This is a genomic window from Kineosporia babensis, assembly GCF_021129305.1.
Lineage (GTDB): Bacteria > Actinomycetota > Actinomycetes > Actinomycetales > Kineosporiaceae > Kineosporia > Kineosporia babensis.
On sequence record NZ_JAJOMB010000003.1, the window covers coordinates 408,478 to 430,698 of the forward strand.

At 69.2% G+C, this 22,221-nt stretch carries 16 protein-coding genes; 5 read left to right on the top strand and 11 right to left on the bottom strand.

What is annotated here, in order from left to right:
• Nucleotides 1–6: 6 nt before the first annotated feature.
• Nucleotides 7–1,116, bottom strand: a complete 1,110-nt coding sequence (gene menC, locus LR394_RS07705; protein WP_231439950.1) for an o-succinylbenzoate synthase — start codon at nucleotides 1,114–1,116, stop codon at nucleotides 7–9.
• Nucleotides 1,116–1,964 (bottom strand): hypothetical protein, encoded by an 849-nt coding sequence (locus tag LR394_RS07710; RefSeq protein ID WP_231439951.1) that lies wholly within the window; start codon nucleotides 1,962–1,964, stop codon nucleotides 1,116–1,118. The genes menC and LR394_RS07710 overlap by 1 nt, the downstream gene beginning before the upstream one ends.
• Before the next feature lie 199 nt (nucleotides 1,965–2,163).
• On the opposite strand from LR394_RS07710, the gene LR394_RS07715 reads away from it, so the two are divergent.
• The 5 genes from LR394_RS07715 (at nucleotide 2,164) to LR394_RS07735 (ending at nucleotide 16,885) form a co-directional block, all read left to right on the top strand.
• Complete coding sequence (locus LR394_RS07715) at nucleotides 2,164–5,391, top strand: non-ribosomal peptide synthetase (RefSeq protein WP_231439952.1); 3,228 nt, start codon at nucleotides 2,164–2,166, stop codon at nucleotides 5,389–5,391.
• Nucleotides 5,392–5,413: 22 nt separating this feature from the next.
• Nucleotides 5,414–6,397 (top strand): aldo/keto reductase, encoded by a 984-nt coding sequence (locus tag LR394_RS07720; RefSeq protein WP_231439953.1) that lies wholly within the window; start codon nucleotides 5,414–5,416, stop codon nucleotides 6,395–6,397.
• 77 nt (nucleotides 6,398–6,474) lie between these two features.
• Nucleotides 6,475–13,284 (top strand): non-ribosomal peptide synthetase/MFS transporter, encoded by a 6,810-nt coding sequence (locus LR394_RS07725; protein ID WP_231439954.1) that lies wholly within the window; start codon nucleotides 6,475–6,477, stop codon nucleotides 13,282–13,284.
• Nucleotides 13,284–14,159, top strand: a complete 876-nt coding sequence (locus tag LR394_RS07730) for a pyridoxal-phosphate dependent enzyme (RefSeq protein WP_231439955.1) — start codon at nucleotides 13,284–13,286, stop codon at nucleotides 14,157–14,159. The genes LR394_RS07725 and LR394_RS07730 overlap by 1 nt, the downstream gene beginning before the upstream one ends.
• A 428-nt stretch (nucleotides 14,160–14,587) precedes the next feature.
• Entirely contained in the window at nucleotides 14,588–16,885 is a 2,298-nt protein-coding gene (locus LR394_RS07735) for a discoidin domain-containing protein (protein WP_231439956.1), read from the top strand.
• 217 nt (nucleotides 16,886–17,102) lie between these two features.
• On the opposite strand, the gene LR394_RS07740 is transcribed toward LR394_RS07735, so the two are convergent.
• The 9 genes from LR394_RS07740 to LR394_RS07780 form a co-directional block, all read right to left on the bottom strand.
• On the bottom strand, nucleotides 17,103–17,294 hold the full coding sequence (locus tag LR394_RS07740; RefSeq protein ID WP_231439957.1) for a hypothetical protein: 192 nt from the start codon (nucleotides 17,292–17,294) through the stop codon (nucleotides 17,103–17,105).
• Nucleotides 17,291–17,812, bottom strand: coding sequence for a hypothetical protein (locus tag LR394_RS07745; RefSeq protein WP_231439958.1), 522 nt, complete (start codon nucleotides 17,810–17,812; stop codon nucleotides 17,291–17,293). Before LR394_RS07745 ends, LR394_RS07740 begins: the two co-directional genes overlap by 4 nt.
• Nucleotides 17,809–18,147 (bottom strand): hypothetical protein, encoded by a 339-nt coding sequence (locus tag LR394_RS07750; protein ID WP_231439959.1) that lies wholly within the window; start codon nucleotides 18,145–18,147, stop codon nucleotides 17,809–17,811. The genes LR394_RS07745 and LR394_RS07750 overlap by 4 nt, the downstream gene beginning before the upstream one ends.
• Before the next feature lie 206 nt (nucleotides 18,148–18,353).
• Nucleotides 18,354–18,527, bottom strand: a complete 174-nt coding sequence (locus tag LR394_RS07755; protein ID WP_231439960.1) for a hypothetical protein — start codon at nucleotides 18,525–18,527, stop codon at nucleotides 18,354–18,356.
• 111 nt (nucleotides 18,528–18,638) lie between these two features.
• Nucleotides 18,639–19,223: a D-Ala-D-Ala carboxypeptidase family metallohydrolase gene (locus tag LR394_RS07760; RefSeq protein WP_231439961.1), complete on the bottom strand. Its 585-nt coding sequence runs from the start codon at nucleotides 19,221–19,223 to the stop codon at nucleotides 18,639–18,641.
• Nucleotides 19,216–19,443 (bottom strand): hypothetical protein, encoded by a 228-nt coding sequence (locus LR394_RS07765; RefSeq protein ID WP_231439962.1) that lies wholly within the window; start codon nucleotides 19,441–19,443, stop codon nucleotides 19,216–19,218. Before LR394_RS07765 ends, LR394_RS07760 begins: the two co-directional genes overlap by 8 nt.
• Nucleotides 19,440–20,177, bottom strand: a complete 738-nt coding sequence (locus LR394_RS07770) for a peptidoglycan-binding domain-containing protein (RefSeq protein ID WP_231439963.1) — start codon at nucleotides 20,175–20,177, stop codon at nucleotides 19,440–19,442. The genes LR394_RS07765 and LR394_RS07770 overlap by 4 nt, the downstream gene beginning before the upstream one ends.
• Nucleotides 20,174–20,314: a hypothetical protein gene (locus tag LR394_RS07775; protein ID WP_231439964.1), complete on the bottom strand. Its 141-nt coding sequence runs from the start codon at nucleotides 20,312–20,314 to the stop codon at nucleotides 20,174–20,176. Before LR394_RS07775 ends, LR394_RS07770 begins: the two co-directional genes overlap by 4 nt.
• Before the next feature lie 73 nt (nucleotides 20,315–20,387).
• A complete protein-coding gene (locus LR394_RS07780) occupies nucleotides 20,388–22,220 on the bottom strand; it encodes a hypothetical protein (protein WP_231439965.1) in 1,833 nt (610 codons plus the stop codon).
• Nucleotide 22,221: the final 1 nt, after the last annotated feature.

A 22,221-nucleotide genomic window follows, 5' to 3' on the forward strand; every position in this document is an offset into this window, starting at 1 on the left:
GTTAACCTAACCAGCAGCCGGCTCCAGTACCGCGGTGGTCACCTCCGCCAGCACATCCGGGAGCGGGCTCACGCCCAGACCGGGCCCGGAGGGCACGTCGAGGCAGCCGTCGCGCAGCACGAACGGCTCAGTGATGTCGGTGGCGAAGTACCGGTCGGACGCCGAGACGTCACCGGGCAGGGTGAAGTTGGGCAGGGCGGCCAGAGCGGCGTTGCCGGCCCGGCCCAGGCCGGTCTCGAGCATGCCGCCGCACCAGACCGGGATGCCGTTGGCGGCGCAGACGTCGTGGATGCGGCGGGCCTCCAGGTAACCGCCCACGCGTCCGGGCTTGATGTTCACGATCCGGCAGGCGCCCAGGGCGATCGCGTCGGCCGCCGAGCGGGCCGAGACGATCGACTCGTCCAGGCAGATCGGAGTCACCAGCTGGCGGGCGAGTTCGGCATGACCGCGCACATCCTCCTCGTCCAGGGGCTGTTCGATCAGCAGCAGGTCGAAGGCGTCCAGGCGGGCCAGGTGGCGGGCGTCGCCCAGGGTGTAGGCGGCGTTGGCGTCGACCTGCAGCACCAGGTCGTCGCCGAAGCGCTCGCGGACCGCCCGGACCGGGGCCAGGTCCCAGCCCGGCTCGATCTTGAGTTTGATCCGCTGGTAGCCCTGCTCCAGATAGCCGGTCACCGCGTCCAGCAGTTCAGGGACCGAGTCCATGATGCCGACCGAGACCCCGCTGGCCACCCGGTCGGTGACGGCGCCCATCGAGGTGGCGAAGGACATCCCGTACGAGCGCAGTTCGGCATCCATCACCGCCATCTCGACCGCGGCCTTGGCCATCCGGTGCCCCTTGACCCCGCCCATCAGCCCGGCGACGGTACTCGCGGTGACCTGCTCGGCGGCCAGCAGCGGAGGCAGCAGATGCCGCTGCAGCACGTCCAGGGTGCTCTCGATGTACTCGGAGGAGTAACTGGCGTCGAAGCCGGAGACCGACTCACCCCAGCCCTCGGAATCCTTGGTGATCACCTGCACCAGCACCGCGGGCTTGTCGTACTCGATGCCCAGCGAGGTCCGGAACGGGCTGACCAGCGGCAGATTGACGCGGCGCAGCACCACCCGTTCGATGCGCATCAGCGTTCGCCTCGCACCAGAACGTAACCGCCTGCCGTACGGTCGAAGTCGATCAAGCTGGCCCCCGCGGAGAGCAGCCCGCCCAGCACCTCACGCAACGCCGTCCGCCACTCGGCCGCCAGAGCCGGATCCTGTCGCCGCAGAGCTTCGATGTCCGAGGGCACCGCCACGACGACCACCTGAGCATCCGTCGTGTGCGAAACCGGCCGTTCGTCGTCACAACCCAGCAGCAGAGCCAAATCCGGCGTTGTCGAGAGCCGCCCGTCACCATCACAGGCCGCCCGCGCCCGCTCGCCCAGCAGTTCCCAGCGCAGAAGCAGCCGATCGCTGGGGTCGGCGCCGTTCAGGCCGTCCGGCAGCTGCCCGTAGTGGTCGATCAGGTACTGCTGCGCTCCCCCGCCGAGCTTGCGGAAGTTGAAGTGGGCGTTGCGGGCGATCAGTGGGTCGAAGGTCCAGGTGATCTCGTGCGCACCGTGTTCCAGCACGTGAGCCCGCTGATCCAGTTTCAGCGCGAACCCGACGTCACGCCGCCGGGCCGAGGTCAGCACACCCGCGATGTGGCTGTGCATCTCCGGATGATCCGGCGGGCCCCACAGTCCCACGCAGGCGGCCAGCAACTGCTCCCCGTCGAAGGCCCCGGCAACGTAGGCACCGGCGTCCGCCATTGCCTTGATCACGTCCGCGGCCAGCGGCGGAGCCCCCGGCTCGGTCTGCCACACCTCGGCCAGGAACCGCTCGCAGACGAACGAGTCCGCCGTCGATCCCAGTGCCCGTACCGATACTCCGGCTCGCGCCGCCGCCCGCTGCGCGCTTCGGCGGGCGTCCGCTGTTCCCTTGCTGCGTTCCACATCCGGCATCTTCGACCACTCGCGGAGCCGGTCCGGCCCGCAAAGCTTGCATCGTTGTCATCCTTCGCCTGGCGTTCGCATTCGCGACACATTGCGTCTTTAGTACGTCTGTCCGACTTCGCTTGATTACAGCACTATGAGCCTGGGTGAAATCCCCCGGCGGCATCTCCAGCGAGAACTTCCCCCCGAAGACACACTGGTGACCTTTGCCGTCCGGGCACTGCAAGAGGTGGCCAGAAGGCTGGACCGCAACCTCGTCGTCGGCTCCACCTCGATCGAGACCCTCGATCGGCCACCGGCCGCCGCGTTCGTGCTCCACACGAGCACCTTCGCGGCGGGTGTCGCCGGCCCGGTCGTCCATGCACAGATGGACGACTGTGGCGGTGTAGCAGTTGATCTCACGGTGGCGGACGACGACCTGTGGGCACCGGCCGCGGCAGCCGTGACCGAGATGTGCACCGAGCTGCTGAGCGCTCTGCTGGCCGACCCCGAGGTCGATCTGACCACCGTCCCGGCGCTGTCCAAGGCCACCGAGTCGCAGGTGCTCGGGCCGCTGGCCGGGCTCGCCGTGGATCACGGGCCGTTGGCCAGTGTGCCCGAACGACTCTTGACCAGTGCCCGGACCACACCCGATGCGGTAGCTGTCTACGCGGCCGACGGCACGCTGACCTACCGGCAGCTGGTTTCCCGGGCCAGCGCCCTGGCCACCCGCCTGCAGGTCGAGCCGGGCTCTCTGGTACCGGTTCTCGTGGCCGAGGGTCTGGCCCTGCCGATCGCCTGGACCGCCGTCATGTTCGCCGGGGCAGGCTACGTCCCGCTCGACCCGCGCTGGCCCACCCAGCGGATCGAACGCGTTCTTGATCTGCTCGGCGCCGCGCCAGTAGTCTGCGCAGATCCCGCCGCGGTGCCGCAGACTCACCGGGCCGTCGTCATCGACCAGGCCGAGATCTCGCCCGCCGCAGTCCCGGTCGGCCCGGACGACATCGTCTACGGGGTCTTCACCTCCGGCACCACCGGTACCCCGATGTGCGCGGTCAACCAGCACCGGGGCGTGGCCAACCGGCTGAAGTTCATGTCGCGCTGGTTCGGCCCGCCGCCGCAGCGGGAGGTGGTGCTGCAGAACACCCGGCACACCTTCGACTCGGCCTTCTGGCAGATCTTCTGGCCGCTCACCACCGGCGGCGCCACCGTGATCCCCAGCGTCGGCGAGCATCTCGACCTGCAACACACCATCGACCTGATCGAAGCGCACGGCGTGAGCGTGACCGACTTCGTGCCCGGAGTGCTCAACGCCCTGCTGTCGCTGCTGGAGCAGCGCCCGGCCCTGGTCGGGCAGCTGCGCTCACTGCGGCATCTGGTGGTCGGCGGCGAGCAGATCAACCCGCACGACGTGCACCGGATGCAGCAGCTCCTGCCGGGCCTGCGGGTGAGCAACGGCTACGGGCCGACCGAAGCCGCCATCGGCATGATCTTTCACGAGGTGAGTGCGGCCGACGGCGACGACGTGCCGCTCGGCCGGCCGATCGACAACTGCGCGGCGGTGATCGTCGACGTTGACGGCAAGCCGCTACCCCCGGGCGCCACCGGGGAGATCGTGATCGGCGGGGCCTGCATCGGGCTCGGCTACCACGGTGCCCCGCAGCGCTCGGCCCAGCGGTTCTTCGAATGCCCCTGGCCCACCGCGGGTCCGGTGCTGACCGGGCGGATGTACCGCACCGGCGACCTCGGGCACCTGGACGCGCAGGGCCGGTTCCACTTCGCCGGGCGGATCGACCACCAGATCAAGGTCGGCGGGGTACGGATCGAACCCGGCGAGGTCGAGGCGGCCGCGCTGGCCTTCCCGGGTGTGCGGCAGGCGGTGGCCCTGGTGGTCGGTCCGGCCACCGGCCGCGAGCTGGTGCTGATCACCACCGGACCGGCCACTTCCCGAGAAGTGCTGGATCATCTGCGAACTCGGCTGCCGCGTCACAGCGTTCCGCAGCGCTGCGTGGTGGTCGAGGAAATGCCGCTGACCGAGGCCGGGAAGACCGACCGCCGCCAGCTGGCGTTGCGCGCCGAACTGGCCGGGCAGTCCACCGAAACCACCGATCCGGTGCTGGACGTGCTGCGCTCCTCACTCCGGCGTCCCGATCTGAACTCCAGCGATGACGTTTTCGCCGCAGGCGTGAACTCGCTGCAGGCGGTGGCGGCCGTGGTCGCCCTCACCGAGCGGTTCAAGGTGGAGCTCGGGGTCAAGGACCTCCTCGAGCACCCGACCGCGGCCCGGCTGCGTGAACTGGTGGCCCGGCGGGAGCGGGAGCACGGCGCCGTACCTGACGTGGCTGCACTGGTTTCCGCCGACCTGGCCCTGGTGCCCAGCCCTGGCCCGCAACGGTCTGCCCGGCGACCGGTCAAGACCGTTCTCCTGACTGGAGCAACCGGTTTTGTCGGCGCCCGGCTGCTGTTCGAGCTGCTGGAAGAGCCGGACCTGAACGTGGTGTGCCTGGTGCGCGGGCAGGACGACGGGCAGGCGCAGCGGCGCCTGCGTACGGCGATGACTGCGCAGGGCCTGGATCACCCCGGGCTGGCCGACCGTACCCGGGTGGTTGCCGGAGATTTGGGACGCAGCGGGCTGGGTCTGTCGGCCGATCGCTGGCTTTCGCTGGTGGCCGGGTGCGATCTGGTGCTGCACAACGGCGCGATGGTCAACTTCTTGTACGACTACCGGATGCACCGCGAGCCCAATGTGCTGGGCACGGCCGAGGTGATCCGGTTCGCCCGGGAGGCGGGCGGCATTCCGGTGCACTACATCTCGTCGCTGGGCGTGCTGCACGACCACGCGGTACGCAGCCCCGGCCGACTGCCGGAGGATGTCGATCCGGCCGAGATCACTCCGCCTTCCAGCGGTTACAGCCTGTCCAAGTGGGTGGCCGAGCGGTTGCTGCAGAGCGCGAGCGATCTGCCGGTGACCGTGCTGCGCCTGGGCGAGATCATGCCCGCCGCCGGCGCGGTGCAGCAGAATTCCAGCGCGGTGACGCACCTGCTGCTGAGTGCCTTCGAGCGGCTCGGTGCTGTGCCGATGGCGCAGCTGCGCTCGGACTTCACCCCGGTGGACGAGGCGGCTCGGGTGGTCGTCCGGTCCGTTCGGGAGCAGGCCGTCTGGGGCCGGGCGTTGCACGTCTTCCGGCCCGGCACCGTTCTTTTCGACGAGATTCCCGCTGGTGCGGCCCGAATCTCCTGTACCGCCTTCATCGAGCGGCTGCGGGAGACCGAGGAACTGAGCACCCTGCTGGCGATCATCGAGCACCGCGCCGCCGGAGCACTGGACGAAGAAGCCAGCGCCCGCGCCACGCTGGAGAACCTGTTGCAGGACAACCCCCTGCACTTCGACCGGTCAGTGAGCGCCGGCTTCGAGGAGCGCGCCGCAGAACCGGCCCTCAACCGTTGAGCACCGAACGAAAGGCACTCTCATGCAGCACCGCACCATGGGCCGGCTCGGCTGGGACGTCAGCGAGATCGGCTACGGCATGTGGGGAATCGGCGGTGGTCCGGGCGGTTTCACCGGCTGGGACTACGACGTCGCCCCGACCGCCCTGGACCTCTCGGTGGACCTCGGCTGCACCTTCTTCGACACTGCCTGGGTCTACGGCCGGGGTGTGTCCGAGCAGCTGCTGGGCGGTCTGCGCGGCCGCCGGCCGGAGGCGGGCCTGCGCCTGGCCACCAAGATCCCGCCGCTGAACCGGGAATGGCCGCCGCGCCCCCAGGACACCCTGGAAGACGTCTTCCCCGCCGAGCACATCGTCGAGTACACCAAGCGCAGCCTGGACAACCTCGGCGTCGAGAAGATCGACCTGCTGAAGTTCCACGTCTGGGAGGACCGCTGGGCCGCCGAGCCGGGCTGGCAGAACGCGATCAGCCGGCTCAAGGAGGAGGGCCTGATCGACGGCTTCGGGATCAGCGTGAACCGCTGGGAGCCGACGAACTGCTTCAAGGCCCTGGACACCGGCCTGGTCGACGCGATCCAGGTGATCTACAACGTCTTCGACCAGGCCCCCGAGGACGAGCTGTTCCCCCGCGCGATCGAGGAGAACATCGCGATCGTGGCCCGGGTACCGTTCGACGAGGGTGCCCTGACCGGCACGATGAGCCTGGACAGCAGCTTCCCGGCCGAGGACTGGCGGGCCACCTACTTCGGCCCGGAGAACCTGCCGCCGACGATCGAGCGGGTCGAGGCGCTGCGCGAGCTGGTGCCCGAGGGCATGACCATGCCGGAACTGGTTCTGCGGTTCATCCTGCACCACCCGGCCGTCTCCACGGTGATCCCCGGCATGCGCCGGCCCGAGCACGTGCGCTCCAACCTGGCGGTCTCCGACGGCCGGCCGCTGCCGGCCGACCTCGTCGAGGCGCTGCGCGCCCACCGCTGGGACCGCAGGCCCACGCACTGGTCGATGTAGTCCCCCTTCCCTTCACCACGATCAGCCCTTCACCACGATCAGCCCTTCGCGACGATCAGCTCAGAGAGAGAACCACGGTGACCCTTACCCCTCAGGCGCCTACGCTGCCGGACAACGACGTCTGGCTGTCCGTGGCCGGGCAGGCAGTCCGATCCCCGCACGCGGTGGCGTTGCTGGACGCGGACGGCGCACTGACTTACGAAGGGCTCGTCGAGCTGGTCGCCGCGGAGGCGGAGCGACTGGCCGAGGCGGGCGTGCGGACCGGTGACCTGGTCGGGGTCCGCCTGCCGCGCGGCCGTCAGGCGGTCGTGACCATCCTGGCCACGCTGCGCTGCGGTGCTGGGTACGTGCCGCTCGACCCGGCCTACCCGCAAGCTCGCCTGGACCTGATGCTGGAGGAGACCAAGCCGCGCGCACTGGTCACCGCCGAAGGCGTCCAGCCGCTGGAAGACGCGGTGCCGCGCGAGGATCCGGCCTATGTCATCTTCACCTCCGGCTCGACCGGCCGGCCCAAGGGTGTGCTGATCGGCCGGCAGTCGCTGCGGGACTTCGCCGGGGCGTTCGGCACCCGCTTCGGCTTCGCCCCGGGTGAGCGCATCCTGCAGTTCGCGTCGCTGAGCTTCGACGTCAGCGTGGAGGAGATCTTCCCGGCGCTGACCCGCGGCGCCACCGTCGTCCTGCGCGACGACGACATGATCAGCCGCCCCGACCTCTTCCTGGACCGCTGCGGCGCGCTCGGCATCACCCTGCTGGACCTGCCCACCGCCTACTGGCACGAGCTGGTCGCGGCGCTGAGCCGGGGTGAGGCCCAGCTCCCGCCGAGCATCCGCTGCGTGATCGTCGGCGGCGAGACCGCTCGGCCGGACGCGGTGCGGGACTGGCAGCAGGCCACCGCCGGTTCGCCGGTGCGGCTGTACAACACCTACGGCCCGACCGAGACCACGGTGGGCGCCACCGCCGCCGACGTGACCGAGTGGAGCGGCGAGGTCGTCCCGATCGGCATCCCGCTGGACGGCATCACCTGCCGGATCGGCGAGGACGGCGAACTGCTGGTCGGTGGAACCGGAGTGGCCCAGGGCTATCTCAACCGGCCCGAGCTGACCGCCGAGCGGTTCATCACCACGCCCGGGCACGGCCGTGAATACCGCACCGGTGACCGGGTGCGCTGGGCCGACGGGCAGCTGGAGTTCCTCGGGCGGCTGGACGACCAGGTCAAGATCCGCGGCTACCGGGTGGAACCCGGTGAGGTCGAGGCGGCGCTGCGTGAGCTTCCGGAAATTACGGACGCTGTGGTCCTGGTGGATGAACGGGGCGGACATCCGCGTCTGGTCGGGCATCTGGTCACTGCCACCACGACCGACCTTGCGGCCGTGCGGGACCAGCTCGCGGCCACGCTTCCGGCCGCCTACGTGCCCAGCCTGTTCGTGCGGCACGACCGGTTCCCGCTGACACCGCAGGGCAAGATCGACAAGAAGACGCTGGGCGCGCTGGTTCCCGAGCCGGTGGCCGTCAGCGACTTCTCCGGCTTCAGTGCGAATGAGCAGGCCGCGGCCGCCCTGATCGAATCCGTGCTCGGCGTGGTGGTGACCAGCACCACGGACGACTTCCTGGCGTTGGGCGGTGACTCGCTCGACTCTGTGCGGCTGATCGCCGCACTCCGGCAGCAGCACGGCACCGAGATCACCCTGGCCCAGTGGTACTCGAACTCCACCGTGGCTGCGCTCGCGGCCGCCATCGGTACGGTTTCCGAACCGAAGGCGCGTGAGCTGCCCGAACTGGTGGAGGGTGTCCCCCAGCGCCTGAACCCGATGCAGCGGGACTACTGGATCGCCGAGCAGGTGTGCGGAGACCGGCCCGCCTACACCCTGGGCATCCGCTACCGCTTCGGCGAAACCGTGGACACCGAGAAGCTTCGCCGGGCGCTGACCGCGATGGCTCAGCGGCATCCCCTGCTGCGTGCTCGTTTTCCCGACGAGTACGCCGAACCCAGCATGGTGATCGACCCGGCCGGCACGATCCCGCTGACCATCGGCGCGCCGACCTCGGCCGGCGTGGACCACCGCAACGGGCCGATCGCCCACGCCTACCTGGACGACCAGGACCTCACCCTGCGGGTGCACCACCTGGCCTTCGACGGCTGGTCGGCCGGAGTGTTCGGCCAGGAACTCGCCGCGCTGTACCAGGGGCACTCGCTGCCCGACGCGGTTGCGGTACCGGATCTGGCCGAGCGCGCCGATCGGGCCCAGGCCGACCCGGAGTTGCTGAGATACTGGCGAAACCGGCTCTCCGAGGCAGATCTCGACCTCGAACTGCCCGCCGACCGCCCGGCCCCGATCGCCCGCTCCTACGCCGCCGACCGGGTGGTCTGCAGCCTCGACGCCGACCTGCTCGAGCGGCTCCGGACGTACGCCACCCAGCACCGCACCAGCCTGTTCACCGTGATGCTGGCCGGCCTGCAGGTAGCGCTGCGGCGCTACACCGGCCGGACCGACATCACCGTGCTCTCCCCCACCGCAGCGCGCTCCACCACCGAACTGGCGCAGCTGATCGGCCCCGTCCTGAACGTGCTGCCCCTGCGCGCAGACCTCAGCGCAGCGCCCACGTTCGCCGAAATCGTTGCCCAGCTCCGCGACTCGGTTCTGGCCGACCTGGACCACCAGGAACTGGCCCTGCCCGACCTGGTGGCCGCACTGCAGCGGCCGGGCGCCAAGCGGGTCAGCCCGGTCATGCTCACCGTGCACAACACCCCCGCCCCGGACGGCTCGATCCTGAGCTACGTGGGCGAGATGCAGCCCTCGGCAACCATGGTCGACCTCTCCATCGGGCTGGACTTCCCCGCCGACGGCGCTGTTCTGAACGCCGACTACGCCACCGAACTGTTCGACGCCCAGCGCATCGAGGCCCTCCTCGGCCACCTGATCACCCTGCTGGACGCCGCCACCGCGACGGCCCAGCCCGAGCCGATCACCCACCTACCGCTCCTTTCCGAACGCGAACGCAACCGAATCGTCCATGACTGGAACGACTTCGGCATCCCGGTGCCCGACGCCACCACCGTGCACGAGCTGTTCGAGCGCCGTACCGCGTCGGCACCCGAGTCCCCTGCGCTCACCGTCTCCGGCGAAACCCTGAGCTACGGCGAACTCAACCGCCGCGCCAACCGGCTGGCCCGGCGCCTGCGCCGCGAAGGCGTTCTCCCTGGGCACCGCGTCGCCATCCATCTGGAACGCGGCACAACGTTCTTCGTAGCGATGTGGGCGGTACTGAAGTCCGGCGGCGCCTACGTCCCGCTCGACCCGGGCTACCCGCAGGACCGACTCGACCACATGCTGTCCGACAGCCTGCCCACGGTGGTGATCGACCCGTCCTACATTGCCGCCGCCGACCCGGACGAATCCGGAACCGACCTGCCCAACTGCAATTGCGCCGACGACCCGGCGTACGTGATCTACACCTCGGGCTCGACCGGCAGTCCCAAGGGTGTGGTGATCACCCACGGCAACCTGGTCCACGCGGCCGGGATGTGGCAGGAGGCCTACCGGCTACGCCCGGAATGGACCTTCCTGCAGGCGGCCAGCTCCTCGTTCGACATGTTCGTGGGCGAGACCATGCGCGCCCACACCAGCGGCGGCCGGCTGGTCGTGGCACCCCGCGAAACCCTGCTCGACCCGGCCGATCTCTACGCGCTGATGAAGGCCGAGCAGGTCAGCTGCACCGAACTCGTCCCCGCGGTCCTGCGCGAGCTGCTCAACCACGTGCGCCAGGCCGACGCCGATCTGAGCTTCGTCGACCTGCTGATCGGCGGCGGCGAGAAGTGGCACGTCGAGGAGTACGAGCTCGCCCAGGCCTTGGTCGGCCCGGCCAACCGGGTGGTGAACTCCTACGGCGTCACCGAAGTCACGGTCGACAACGTCTTTTTCGAGGGATCGGTCAAGCATCTCCCCCGCGACGCGCCGCTGCCGATCGGGCGCCCGTTCCCGAACAACACGGTCTACGTGCTGGACGCCGAGCGCCGGCCGGTACCGGCCGGAGTGACCGGCGAGCTGTACCTGGGTGGCCTCGGGGTCTCGCCGGGCTATCACGAGCGCCCGGACCTGAACGCGGACAAGTTCGTGGAGGACCCGTTCTCCAGCCTGCCGGGCGCCCGGATGTACCGCACCGGCGACTCGGCCCGGTTCCGGTTCGACGGCACGGTCGACTTCCTCGGCCGGCTGGACGATCAGGTCAAGGTCAACGGGTACCGGATCGAACTCGGTGACATCGAGGCCGCGCTCGCTGCCGAGCCTTCGGTGCTTGCGGCCGCGGTCGCTGCGCACCGGCGTGCCGACGGTTTCACGCAGCTGATCGGCTATGTCGTCAGCTCGGACTTCGACGAGGCGACGATGCGGGACGCGTTGGCGGTGCGGCTTCCGGCGCACATGGTGCCGGCCCGGATCCTCTTGCTCCCGGCTCTGCCGCAGACCCCCAACGGCAAGCTGGACCGCCGCGCCCTGCCCGAACCGCCGGAAGGACTGGCTGCTTCGGCCGGACCCGCTGCGCGCACGGCGGTCGAGAAGGCCATCGCGGCAGTCTGGAAGCAGGTGCTCGGGGTCGACGAGCCCGGCATCGACGACAGCTTCTTCGCGCTGGGCGGTGACTCGTTCGCCGCGCTGAAGGTGGTGCGGCAGCTGGAGCCGATGCCCAGCCTGGTCGACTTCTACCGGCACGCCACGATTCGCCGGCTGGCCGTGCTGCTGGAAGGTTCTGTCGCAACGGAACGGCGGCTGCTGAACCGGCTGACCGAGGCCGATGCCCGAGCCGGCGGGCAGACCGTGGTGGCGATCCCGTACAACGGCGGCAGCGCGGTGGCCTACCAGTCCTTGGCCGACGCCTTGCCCGAGACCTGGGCACTGCAAGCAGTCGAGCTGCCCGGCCACGACCAGTCCCGACCGGACGAGGAACTGCAGACCGCCGCGGTGGTGGCTTCTCGTATCGTCAGCGAACTGCAGGCCATCGACGGGCCGGTGATGCTCTACGGCCACTGCCAGGGCGTCGCGCTCACCGTCGAGGTGGCCCGGCAGGCCGAGGCCGCCGGGGTTGACGTGACCGGCGTCGGGCTGGGCGCCGGATTCCCCGAAGCCCGGCTTCCGGGGAAGGTTTTCGACTGGATCTACCGGAACCTGCCCACCGAGCGCCTCACCTCCAACCGCGAGTACCTGGCCTACCTGCGCTCGCGCGGCGGCTTCACCGACATCCAGGACGAGGCGCAGAAGGAGTTCGTGCTGCGCAACGTGCGGCACGACTCCCGGGACGCCGAGGAGTACTTCACCGCGGCCTACCGGGAACCGTACGAGCAGCTGAAGGCCCCGGTGCTGGCCGTGGTCGGCGAGCGGGACCGGGTCACCGAGCATTACCACGAACGTCAACACGAATGGCGGCATTTCACCGAGGGCGACGTGGATGTCACGGTCCTGCCCGAGGCCGGGCACTTCTTCGTCAAGAGCCATGCCGAGCCCCTGGCCGAGGCGCTGAGGAGCTTCGCCTCCGGCACCCGGCCGCCGCAGACCGAGCCCGCCCCGAAGAACGAGGCCGACCTGAGCCGGTTCGCGATCGTGGCGCTCGGGCAGTTCCTCTCGATGATCGGCTCCGGCCTGAGCACCCTGGTGCTGAGCATCTGGGTGCTCCAGGAGACCGGCTCGATCACTGCGTTCTCCCTGGTCAACGCGATCGGCCTGCTGCCCGGCATCCTGGTCGGCCCGGTCGCCGGAGCGGTGGCCGACCGCTGGGACCGGCGCCGGGTGATGCTGGCCAGCGACGTCACCGCCGGAGCGTCCATGGCCGGCCTGGCCGCGCTGATGTTCACCGACGGCCTGCATCTGTGGCACATCTACCTGGCCGTGACCGTGACCTCGATCGCCGGGGCCTTCCAGCGCCCGGCCTATCTGGCCGCCGTCTCCCAGCTCGTGCCCAAGCGCTACCTCGGCCACGCCGGTGGTATCGGCCAGCTCGGACTCGGTGTCGGGCAGGTGTTCTCGCCGCTGCTGGGCGCCGCGCTGATGGGCCCGATCGGGATCGGCGGGGTGCTGCTGGTCGACACCGCAACCTTCGTGGCCGGTGCCCTGACCCTGCTGTTCGTCCGCTTCCCGAACCTGGCCTTCCGCCGCCGCGAGGAGACCTTCGTCGCCGAGATCCGTAACGGCTGGAACTTCATCGCCCGGCGGCCCGGCCTGGTCGCCGCGGTCCGGTTCTTCGTGGTCGACCACATCTTCTACGTGCTGGGCTTCGCCGTGATCACCCCGATGCTGCTGATCGAGCAGTCGGCCTCGGTGATGGGCATGGCCCTGGGCGCGGCCGGCGTGGGCGTGCTCTCCGGCAGCGTGCTGATGGGCATCTGGGGCGGGACCGCCCGGCGCAGCAACGGCATGCTGCTGGCGATGGGCCTGGGCAGTGTGGCCATGCTCTGTGTCGGCCTGAGCACCAGCCCAGCCCTGATCATCGGCGGGATGTTCTTCGTCGGGGTGGCCGAGTCCCTGGCCGACGGCCACTGGATCGCTGTCCTGCAGAGCAAGGTCGACCTGGAGCTGCAGGGCCGGGTGCTCTCGCTGTTCATCACCCTGATGATGCTCACCGTCCCGATCGGCTACCTGGTGGTCGGGCCGCTGGCCGAGCGCTACGTCCAGCCGCTGTTCGACTCCGAGGGCCGCGGCCTGGGCCTGCTCATCGTGATCAGCGGGGTGCTGCAGCTGGCCTGGGCGATCCGCGGCTGGTGCAACCCCCGGCTGCGGCTGATCGAGGACGAACTGCCCGACGCGATCCGCCCCGACCGCATCGGTACCCGCGACGACCTGCAGCGCGAGGCCGACGAACTGCTCGCCGCCCACCTCCCGGCCCAGAAGAAGGCGCTGTAATGCTGACCAGCACGCTCACCGTCGTGGACGACCTCCGGCCCGGCGTCCGGATCCTGATCAAGGACGAGTCCCTCTACAGTTCCGGCAGTCACAAGGAGCCGGCCGCCTACGCCGTGGCGGCCCAGGCCCGGGCCGACGGCCACGATCGGGTCTTCGTGGGCTCCTGCGGCAGTTACGGCCGGGCGATGGCCAAGGCCGCCGCCGAGATCGGCCTGAAGTGCACGGTGGTCCTGCCCGCGGGCTGGGGCGACAGCGGCGAGTTCGCGCTGAGCACCGGCGCCGAGATCTGCTTCGCCGAGGGCGGCTACGAGGACGCGGTCGACGAAGCCCGGCGCCTGGCCGAGGAGACCGGCTGCGCGGACGGCAATGTCGACGGCCCGTACAAGAACGCCGTCCTCGCGGGCCACGGCCGGGTGATCGACGCGCTGCACGCGGAACTCGGCTCGTCCCCGGCCACGGTCTGGGTGCCGATCGGCAACGGCACCACCATCGTCGCTCTGCACCGCCGTCTGCAGGCGCTGGGCTGGCCGGTCGCGGTGCAGGGCGTCGGCTCCCCCGGCAACAACCCCATCCTGACCAGCTGGCCCGGCCCTTACCAGGTGCTGCCCAGCGACGCGGTGATCACCACCGAGCACAACGAGCCCTTGGTGAACTGGCACGCCCTTCACGGCCCGGACGCCCTGGCCGCACTGGCCGAATCCGGCGGCGCCGCCCACGCCGCCACCGATGACGAGCTGGTCGCCGCTCAGGCTCTGCTGGCTCGCTACGGCCTGCGCCCCAGCCCGGCCGGTGCAGCTGGGCTGGCCGGGCTGCTCCAGCACACCGGAAGCCTGACCGGCACCCAGATCGTCATCCTCACCGGGCGCTCGCTCTAAGCCCGAAGTCAGACGCCCTAGGCCCGAAGCCGAAGCAGGCCGGCCGACGTGGGCCGGAAACCGCAGGCCTGGAGGTAGAACGCCTCCAGGCCTGCTTCAAAGTCCACGTGCAGCCAGGTGTTGTGAGCTGACCGTTCGGCGCTGCGTTCTCGAGCATAATTGAGGACGCTCGTCCTGGTAGCCCGGTTCGGCGGCGGTACCAGCGCAAACGGCTTGCGTGAATTTGCGCTTTCCGGGCGCCGTTATCGACTCTTCCGGTCGCGGAGGCGACCCGTCCACCCGTCAGCCGCCGACGTCCTGTTGCGGTATTTCTTTCATCGGTCCATTTCTTGCAGCCGCTCCGAATCCGGAGCTACCTTCGAAATCACTGCCGGCGACTGCGGAATCACCTCCGCTCCCCCTGAAGTCCCGACGTGAGGAATCGACCGATGAGACTCGATCGACGTGTTCTGGCTGCCTGTTGCGCCGCCGCCCTGTTCACCGGCGGCGTAGCCACCGTGACGGCGGCCGCCGAACCTGCGAAAGTATCCGTCCGGAGCGCTGTCTCGCCGATCGGCATCCCCGGGCGCGGGGCGACGGTTCCGTTCCAGGAGATCGAGGCCGAGGACGCCGCGACGAACGGCACGGTGATCGGCCCGGACCGGGTCTACGGCCAGCTGCCGTCCGAAGCATCCGGCCGCAAGGCGGTCACGCTCGACGCGGTCAACGAGTACGTCGAGTTCACCCTGCCGGCCGCCGCCAACTCGATGGTGCTGCGCTACAGCCTTCCGGACAATGCCGCGGGCACCGGCCGGGATGCCACGGTGGCGGTCGAGGCGGGTGGGCAGAAGCTCACCGATCTGCCGCTGACCTCGCGCTACAGCTGGTTCTACGGCGGCTATCCGTTCACCAACACCCCCGGCTCGAACCCTCACCACTTCTACGACGAGAGCCGCACTCTGTTCGGCCAGACCCTGGCCGCCGGCAGCAAGGTCCGGGTCAAGGTCACCTCCACCGCCTCCTCGCCCACCTTCACCATCGACCTGGCCGACTTCGAGCAGGTCGCGGCCGCCGGCACCGCTCCGGCCGGGGCGCTGAACATCGTCACCGGCTACGGCGCCGATGCCACCGGCTCGGCCGACGCCACGAGCGCCGTCCAGCGGGCGGTGAATGACGGCGCAGCGCAGAACAAGCCGGTCTGGATCCCCAAGGGCACGTTCAAGGTGACCGGGCACATCATCGCCGACCGGGTCACCATCGCTGGGGCCGGCCCCTGGCACAGCGTGCTCACCGGCGACGGCGTGGGCATCTACGGCAAGTACGTGGCCGACGGCGGGCCGAGCACCGGGGTCACGGTGAAGGACCTGGCCGTTCTCGGCGAGGTCGAGGACCGCAACGACTCCGCGCAGGTCAACGCTTTCGGCGGGGCGATGAGCAACTCCAGCATCGACAACGTCTGGATGCAGCACACCAAGGTCGGGGCCTGGATGGACGGCCCGATGACGAACTTCCACATCAGGAACAGCCGGATCCTGGACCAGACCGCCGACGGGGTGAACTTCCACCAGGGGGTCACCAACTCCAGCGTGACCAACACCTTCGTCCGTAACACCGGCGACGACGGCCTGGCGATGTGGGCCGAACGCGACGACAACGTGAAGAACACCTTCTCCCGCAACACCGTGGTGGTGCCGGTCCTGGCCAACAACATCGCGATCTACGGCGGCGAGGACATCGCGGTGACCAACAACGTGGTCTCCGACACCGTCACCAACGGCGGCGGCATCCACGTCGGCAACCGCTACCCCGGCGTGCAGGGAAACACCGCCGTCCAGGGAACCTTCGACCTCAGCGGCAACACCCTGATCCGGGCCGGGAACTCCGACTACAACTGGCAGTTCGGTGTCGGGGCGATCTGGTTCAACGGCCTGAACGAGCCGATCGACGCCACGATCAACGTCCGCGACACCGACATCCTGGACAGCTCGTACTCGGCGATCAGCTTCATCGAGGGCAGCGTGCGCGGGGTGAACTTCGAGAACGTGAAGATCGACGGGGCGGGCACCTTCGCCCTGCAGATCCAGGCCCCCGGCTCGGCCACCTTCAAGAACGTCACCGCCACCGGCATCGGCTACGCCAACCCGGTCTACAGCTGCACCGGGGCGAACTTCACGATCAACAACGCCGGCGGTAACGGCACCTGGCTCAACGGCACCCCGTACTGCGGACCTTGGCCCAGCCCGGTCTACGGCGGCGGTGGTCCCGGCCCCTCGCCCACCGCCACTCCCACCGCCACTCCTACTGTCACCCCCACCCAGGACCCGGGAACCGGCAACCTGGCCGCCGGAAAACCGGTGCAGGCATCCAGTTTCACCGACGTCTACCAGGCGACGAACGCCGTCGACGGCAACGCCTCCACCTACTGGGAAAGCACCAACAACGCCTGGCCCCAGACCCTGACCGTGGACCTGGGCACCAGCCGTCAGATCTCCCGCCTGGTCCTGAAGCTGCCCCCGCCCACCGCCTGGGAGGCCCGCACCCAGACCATCGCCGTCTCCGCGTCGGCCAACGGGCAGAACTTCTCCAGCATCAAGGCCGCCGCCCAGTACCGCTTCGACCCGGCCCAGGCCAACACCGTGACCATCCCGGTCTCCAGCGCGCAGACCCGCTACCTACGCCTGACCTTCACCGCCAACACCGCCTGGCCCGCCGCCCAGCTCTCTGAGCTGGAGGCCTACCCGTCCTGACCCGTCCTGACCCGCCCCGTCCGTCCGGCCCGGTTCCCAAGCCATCTCGGGAACCGGGCCGGACCGCGCTCGGCGCGCACTACGTCCTTTGTTTTACCCACTTGCAACACCCCCGCCTCGTCCACGCAAGGTGACCGCAGTTTCTCGCTCGAAAGTGACATACCGACAGTTCAGAGGCGCTCTTACTTTTCTGGTCTAGCACCCGCATCTAGCAGTCTCAGCCCATCCAGGGCCGGAGCGACATCCATGCACCGAAGGCCACCACTGCCATCAGCAGCAGGTACACGCCCACCGCCCCGCCCAGCCTGCGCGCTGTCCGCCGGTACCCGCGCCGCCACCTCCGGCCGAGCGGGCGAGGACGGTAGTCCGGGTCGTAGCCAGCCCACCGCTCCTCGCTCGTCTGCCTCACAGCGGCCGGGACTCTTCCGGGTCGGCAACCGGGACGGCCGACGGCTCCCGGTCCGGCTCAATCCTCGGGGCCTCCACGGGAGGGGCGATGATCTCGCCCTGGACGACCGGCGGGTTGGTGAAGTACATGACGACCGCCAGGACAGCGGCGCCGACCGACGCGGTAGTCAGGCCCTCCCATGCGATCGACGTCCCCGACTCTAGTCCGGCCACCGCCAGGCCCGCAGCAGTGCCACCCGCGGCGACGACGGCGCGCTCGGTGAGCTGCCAGGCGATCGGGGCGGTCGCGGGCAGCTTGAGGTTGGCTGCGCTCTTGGCGACCGAGACGAACGCGGTCACCAGCACCAGCGAACCGACGGCGGTCAGGTCGACGCCTCGCAGGCTTGACCCGCCCGCTATGACGACCAGCGTCGGGACGAGCGCCTGCAGCGCCTGACGGACAGCACGAGACAGGGCGTCACGTGCCCGGTCGACGACGAGGCGCTGCAGCGCCTCCTGTCGCACAGTAGTGGTGGTCATGGCGTCGGTTCTCCGATCGGTTTGTTGGTCTCGGGGTGCGGAATCCCAGCGGACGCCCGGGCCGTGCAGTCAAGGTCCTGCAGGAGATCCTGAGCGGACTCCTGCAATGCCTCGCCGCGCGCCGTGGACGGCTTCGGATTGGGTGCCGCCTGCGCGGCGGTCGACGTGCAGAACTTCCGCCCAAACTCCTTGATCGCGGCCCGATTGTTGAGGGACACCTGATAGGCGGCGACAGTGATGGCGGCAAGGACGATGACGCCGACGAACACTGCGAAGAAGAACGCCATCGTCCGCTTGCGCAGCTGCGACTTCAGGGCGTCGATCTGTGCGCTCATCGACCGCCCCTGGTCGACGAGTTCGCGGACTGCCCCCTCGAGGTCATCACCGGGGTCCGTCGGTAGGTGGGTCATCGCTGGTCCCCTTTCTGCGGTCAATCTCCGCCTGTAGCTGATGTGTGACGTCGTCGAGTTCTGCGGCGCGCTGCGTCATCAACGCGATCACCTCAGCGACGGTGGGCGCGGTCCGTGCTGGCCGTGGGCGGCTACCGATCATTTCGGGTCCTGTCCAGGAACTCCCTGATCGCGCGCGTTGACTCGGTGAGCGACGGAACAACCTTGTCCAGAAACTCTTTGACCAGATCGTCTTTCGCTGCCCGCTCGGCGTCGGCACGTGTGGCCTCCCGCTTCCACGCGAAGAAGAAGAATGCGATGGCCACCAGCGCAAGCGTCCCGAGGATGCCTTGGCCAATGAATGAGGTCGTGACCCCTTGGACTGCGCCGCTCGTGGCAGTAGCAGCGATGGTGAGTGCATGTGTCACGTCTCTCGGCTATCCGTACATCCACTGTCGCCGCGGTCCGAGATCGCCATGCCGGACCGGGTGTGTGCCGGGCGACTTGTTCCAGCCGCGCCCTCGGAAGAGGTTGCGGGTGGCGAACCATGAGACGGGTCGGACGGGGGCGAAATCAGCGGCGTCACCTGCCATGTGCCGGGACTGCGATGCGCCGCCGACGGCCCGGTTGTGTCCTCGGCAGCGGCAGCCGGAGATGATGCTGATGCCCGAACCGAGGGACTTCCGGTACCGCTCGAGTTCCCTGAATGCGCCGCGCTGGAACCAGATGCGGGCGCACGTCGAGTACCGGCCGCCGCACTTGCAGCGGACCTCCGTGAAGCTGAAGTGCGCGCTGGCGGTGGGCAGACCTGCGCGGCGGCGCGCCTCACTGATCCGCAGCGCGGCGGACGTGAACGGGCCGAGTTTCGCATCGACCTTCAACGCGGGGCCGAGGTTCCATCCGCCCTGGAAATGGGCGAGGGCCTGCCGGTATTCGCCTGCGGTCCGGATCCGCCAGCCCAGCGACTTGAGGATCGTGATGGCCTGGTTCTGTGTGAGGGTCTTCGGGGGGTTGTTAGTCACGGTCGCCCTCCGACATCAGCCACGCCAGGTCGCCGGCGGCATCGAAGTCGTCGTCGGCCAGGGTCTCGTCTGTGTCTTCGATCGGGTCGCCGAAGTCGACGGCAGTCGGCGCGATCACGTCGCCCGAGCCTGCCTCGTCGGGTTCCTGGTAGTCGTCGGGCTCCGGGTCCAGGTTCGCGGGGACGAGTGATCCTGTGTCGGTTCCGTATTCGTCGCTCACGGCGCTTCCTTCCATGCCTTGCGGACCTTCGCCACGTACGCCTCAGGGTTCGGGCTCGTTCCGGGGCGACCTGTCTCGGCCCACCGCCGCGCGGCCTTCGGCGAGTTGTGAGCGGCCACAGCTAGCTCATCGAGATCCATTCCGGGCCGGGCAATCTGAGCGATCCGATCCCGCTGCGTCTTGAATTCGCGGGCCGTCCACCCGAACGCGAACCGCCAGTCGCACGCCTGCTCCAGCGTGACCGCCGGGTGCGCATCCCGATTGATCTGGCAAGGGCCCGTGTCGTACGGGGTGCCGACACCGACCGCCCCCGGATCCCAGCCGGATTCGGCCCCGACGATCCCGATCAGCGGCCACACAGGGATGCCATACATGGCCGCGGTCGACTGGATCAGCGACATCATCATCGCCCGGACCGTCTGCGGCCCGCAGATGCCGTCCACGGTCAGGCCATTGTCACGCTGCACCAGGGCGAAACCGCGGACAGTCAGTGGTCCGACGATCCCCGACGGGCGGATCCCCAGCGACGGGTACAGCTCGTCCAGGCGTCGCTGCAGAGCCTTCACCGCGGCCGTGACGACGAGATCGTTGTAGGTCGCGTCAGCCTCCAGGCCGGCAGATCCGACCATGGGCTCACCGGCCCGGTAGTAGCCGCCCTTGGATCCGGGGCGTGCGGGCAGGAGTCCACCGGTGGTCGACCACATGCCGCGCCCGGGCTTCGTGGGGGCGCTCACGAGCCACCGCCGGGGAATCCGCCCGGGTACAGGGGAGGCTCGACCTGGTCGTCGCCGGGCTCGGGTTCGGTGGTCGTCGGGTCCGGGTCGGGCTCGACGTACGGCTCCTGGTAGCCAGGGTCGGGTGCGTGCGCCATGGCACGGCCTTTCGACAACCCCAGCCCGGGGCGCAGGGCCCCAACCCGGCACCGCCAAGTGTACGGCCGCAGGTCACCGCTTGCGGGCGGGCCGCCTCAACCGTGGCAGAGGGATCCTCGTCCGCCGGAACAGGTTGCGCCCACCACCGTCCAAGGCGAGCTCCATGCCCCGGGACGACACGAAGTACTGGGCGGACGTGCACCGGAACGTGGTCCGCCCGTCCCTGCTCCCCGTGAGCGAGTACGGGTGCCCGCCGTCCGCGCGAAAGTTCCCGTCAGCGATCACCACGTTCCAGCCCGCGCGGATCTCCCAAGGCTCGATCATCCGGCCCGTCCGCACATCCATCACCGGAGACGTCACCAGAGCCGTCCCGCTGGTCCGCTGGTCGTTCCGGGCCCGTAGCGCACTGAGGCCCTTCGACTTCGCGGTCCGCTCCGTCAGGGCACCCTCAGGGGTCAAGTCGATATGCGCGATCCTATTCACCCCAGCCGCCTCCAGTTCCGGAGCTTGCCCGGCCACCACCACGGACGCCGGCACATCCGCTGACGTCTGGTACGTGACGAGAGCGTGGGTGGCGAGGTCGTCGGCGCCACCGGCAAGCTCGACCTTCGCGGCGCCCGGCGGGATGATGTACCGGGGCGCGGTCAGCCAACTGCGGTACTCGAACCGCGCCGGGTCGGGTCCCTTCACCCCATACCTAGGCTCCCACACAGCCCAGTAGTAGTCGGTTTCGATCTCCCCGACCCATTCCATGATCTGCCGTACTGTCGCGCCGTCCCACCACGTGGCCTGCTCGACCTTCGTGTCGGGCTTCGCGATCGCGGACGGGGCGGCGTCAATGAAGAGGTCACCGAAGAGAATCCGGCCACACAAGTCGTGGACGATATCGCCGGTCGTGACGTCCGTCCCGGGGTCGATTACGGTCGCACCGGAAGCGTTCACGCGGTCAAACACGACAGCCAGATTGCCGAAGCGTAGGTAATAGTCCCTGGGGGCAGGGAGCCCTGCCCCAGATCCGTCGTACACCCACTGCAGTTGCCCGACCCGTGATCCGACCTGAGTCCAGTCCCCAGCGCCCAGGCGCAGCCGGAAATGCACTGGGCTGCCGCCGTAGTCGCGGTCCATGACCGTCTGCACAGTCCCCGCCTGCGTCGCTACACGGACCTTCACCCGGTACGCGGCGTCGTTCGTTCCGTCAAAAGTCCCCTGGATGCAGACAATGTCCTGCTTGTTCGCCGAGAACTTGGGCGGCCGGTACGTCATCGTCATCGTGGTCCGTGTCGGCGACGCGTACAGGCGCGACCCTTCCGGGATGTCCATCTCGATCAGTGACAGCGACGGGTCCGCCCAATCCTGCGGGTGCTGGGGCAGGCTGATGTCGTCCACGATCTGCGCCGAACCGGCCTTGTAGTCACGTGCGAGGCGCCACTGGGACTGGTCCCGGTCGATGTACCCGACCGCGCCAGCCTGCGTGTCCAACACTGTCTGGAAGCCCTGGCAGGCGATACGCCTACTCGCCCCGGTGCCCGTTTTCGTGTAGCCGGGGTCGACAACATGCCCCCACCACAAGTATTCGCCCGTCCGACGGTCGATGACAGCCGCCGTCGCAGCCGTGTACAAGCCAACCGGGGGCGTGTTATCTGGCCAGTCCAGCGTGCAGTTCATCGCCTCAAACCCCCCCGGCGCCGTGTTCGTGAACTGCAAATCGGCCGGGCACTCCTGGACGATCGGTGCACCCTTGCCCGCCGGCGGATTCACCACCACGATCAGCGCGCTCTGTGGTGGGATCCCCGTCGGCGGTCCCGGCGGCTCCGGAACCGGCCCCTCGCCGAGACTTCCAGGGTCGGTCGCGAACCCCGGGAACGTGGACGTACTCGGGTTCGTACCGCTACCAACATGCGCCATG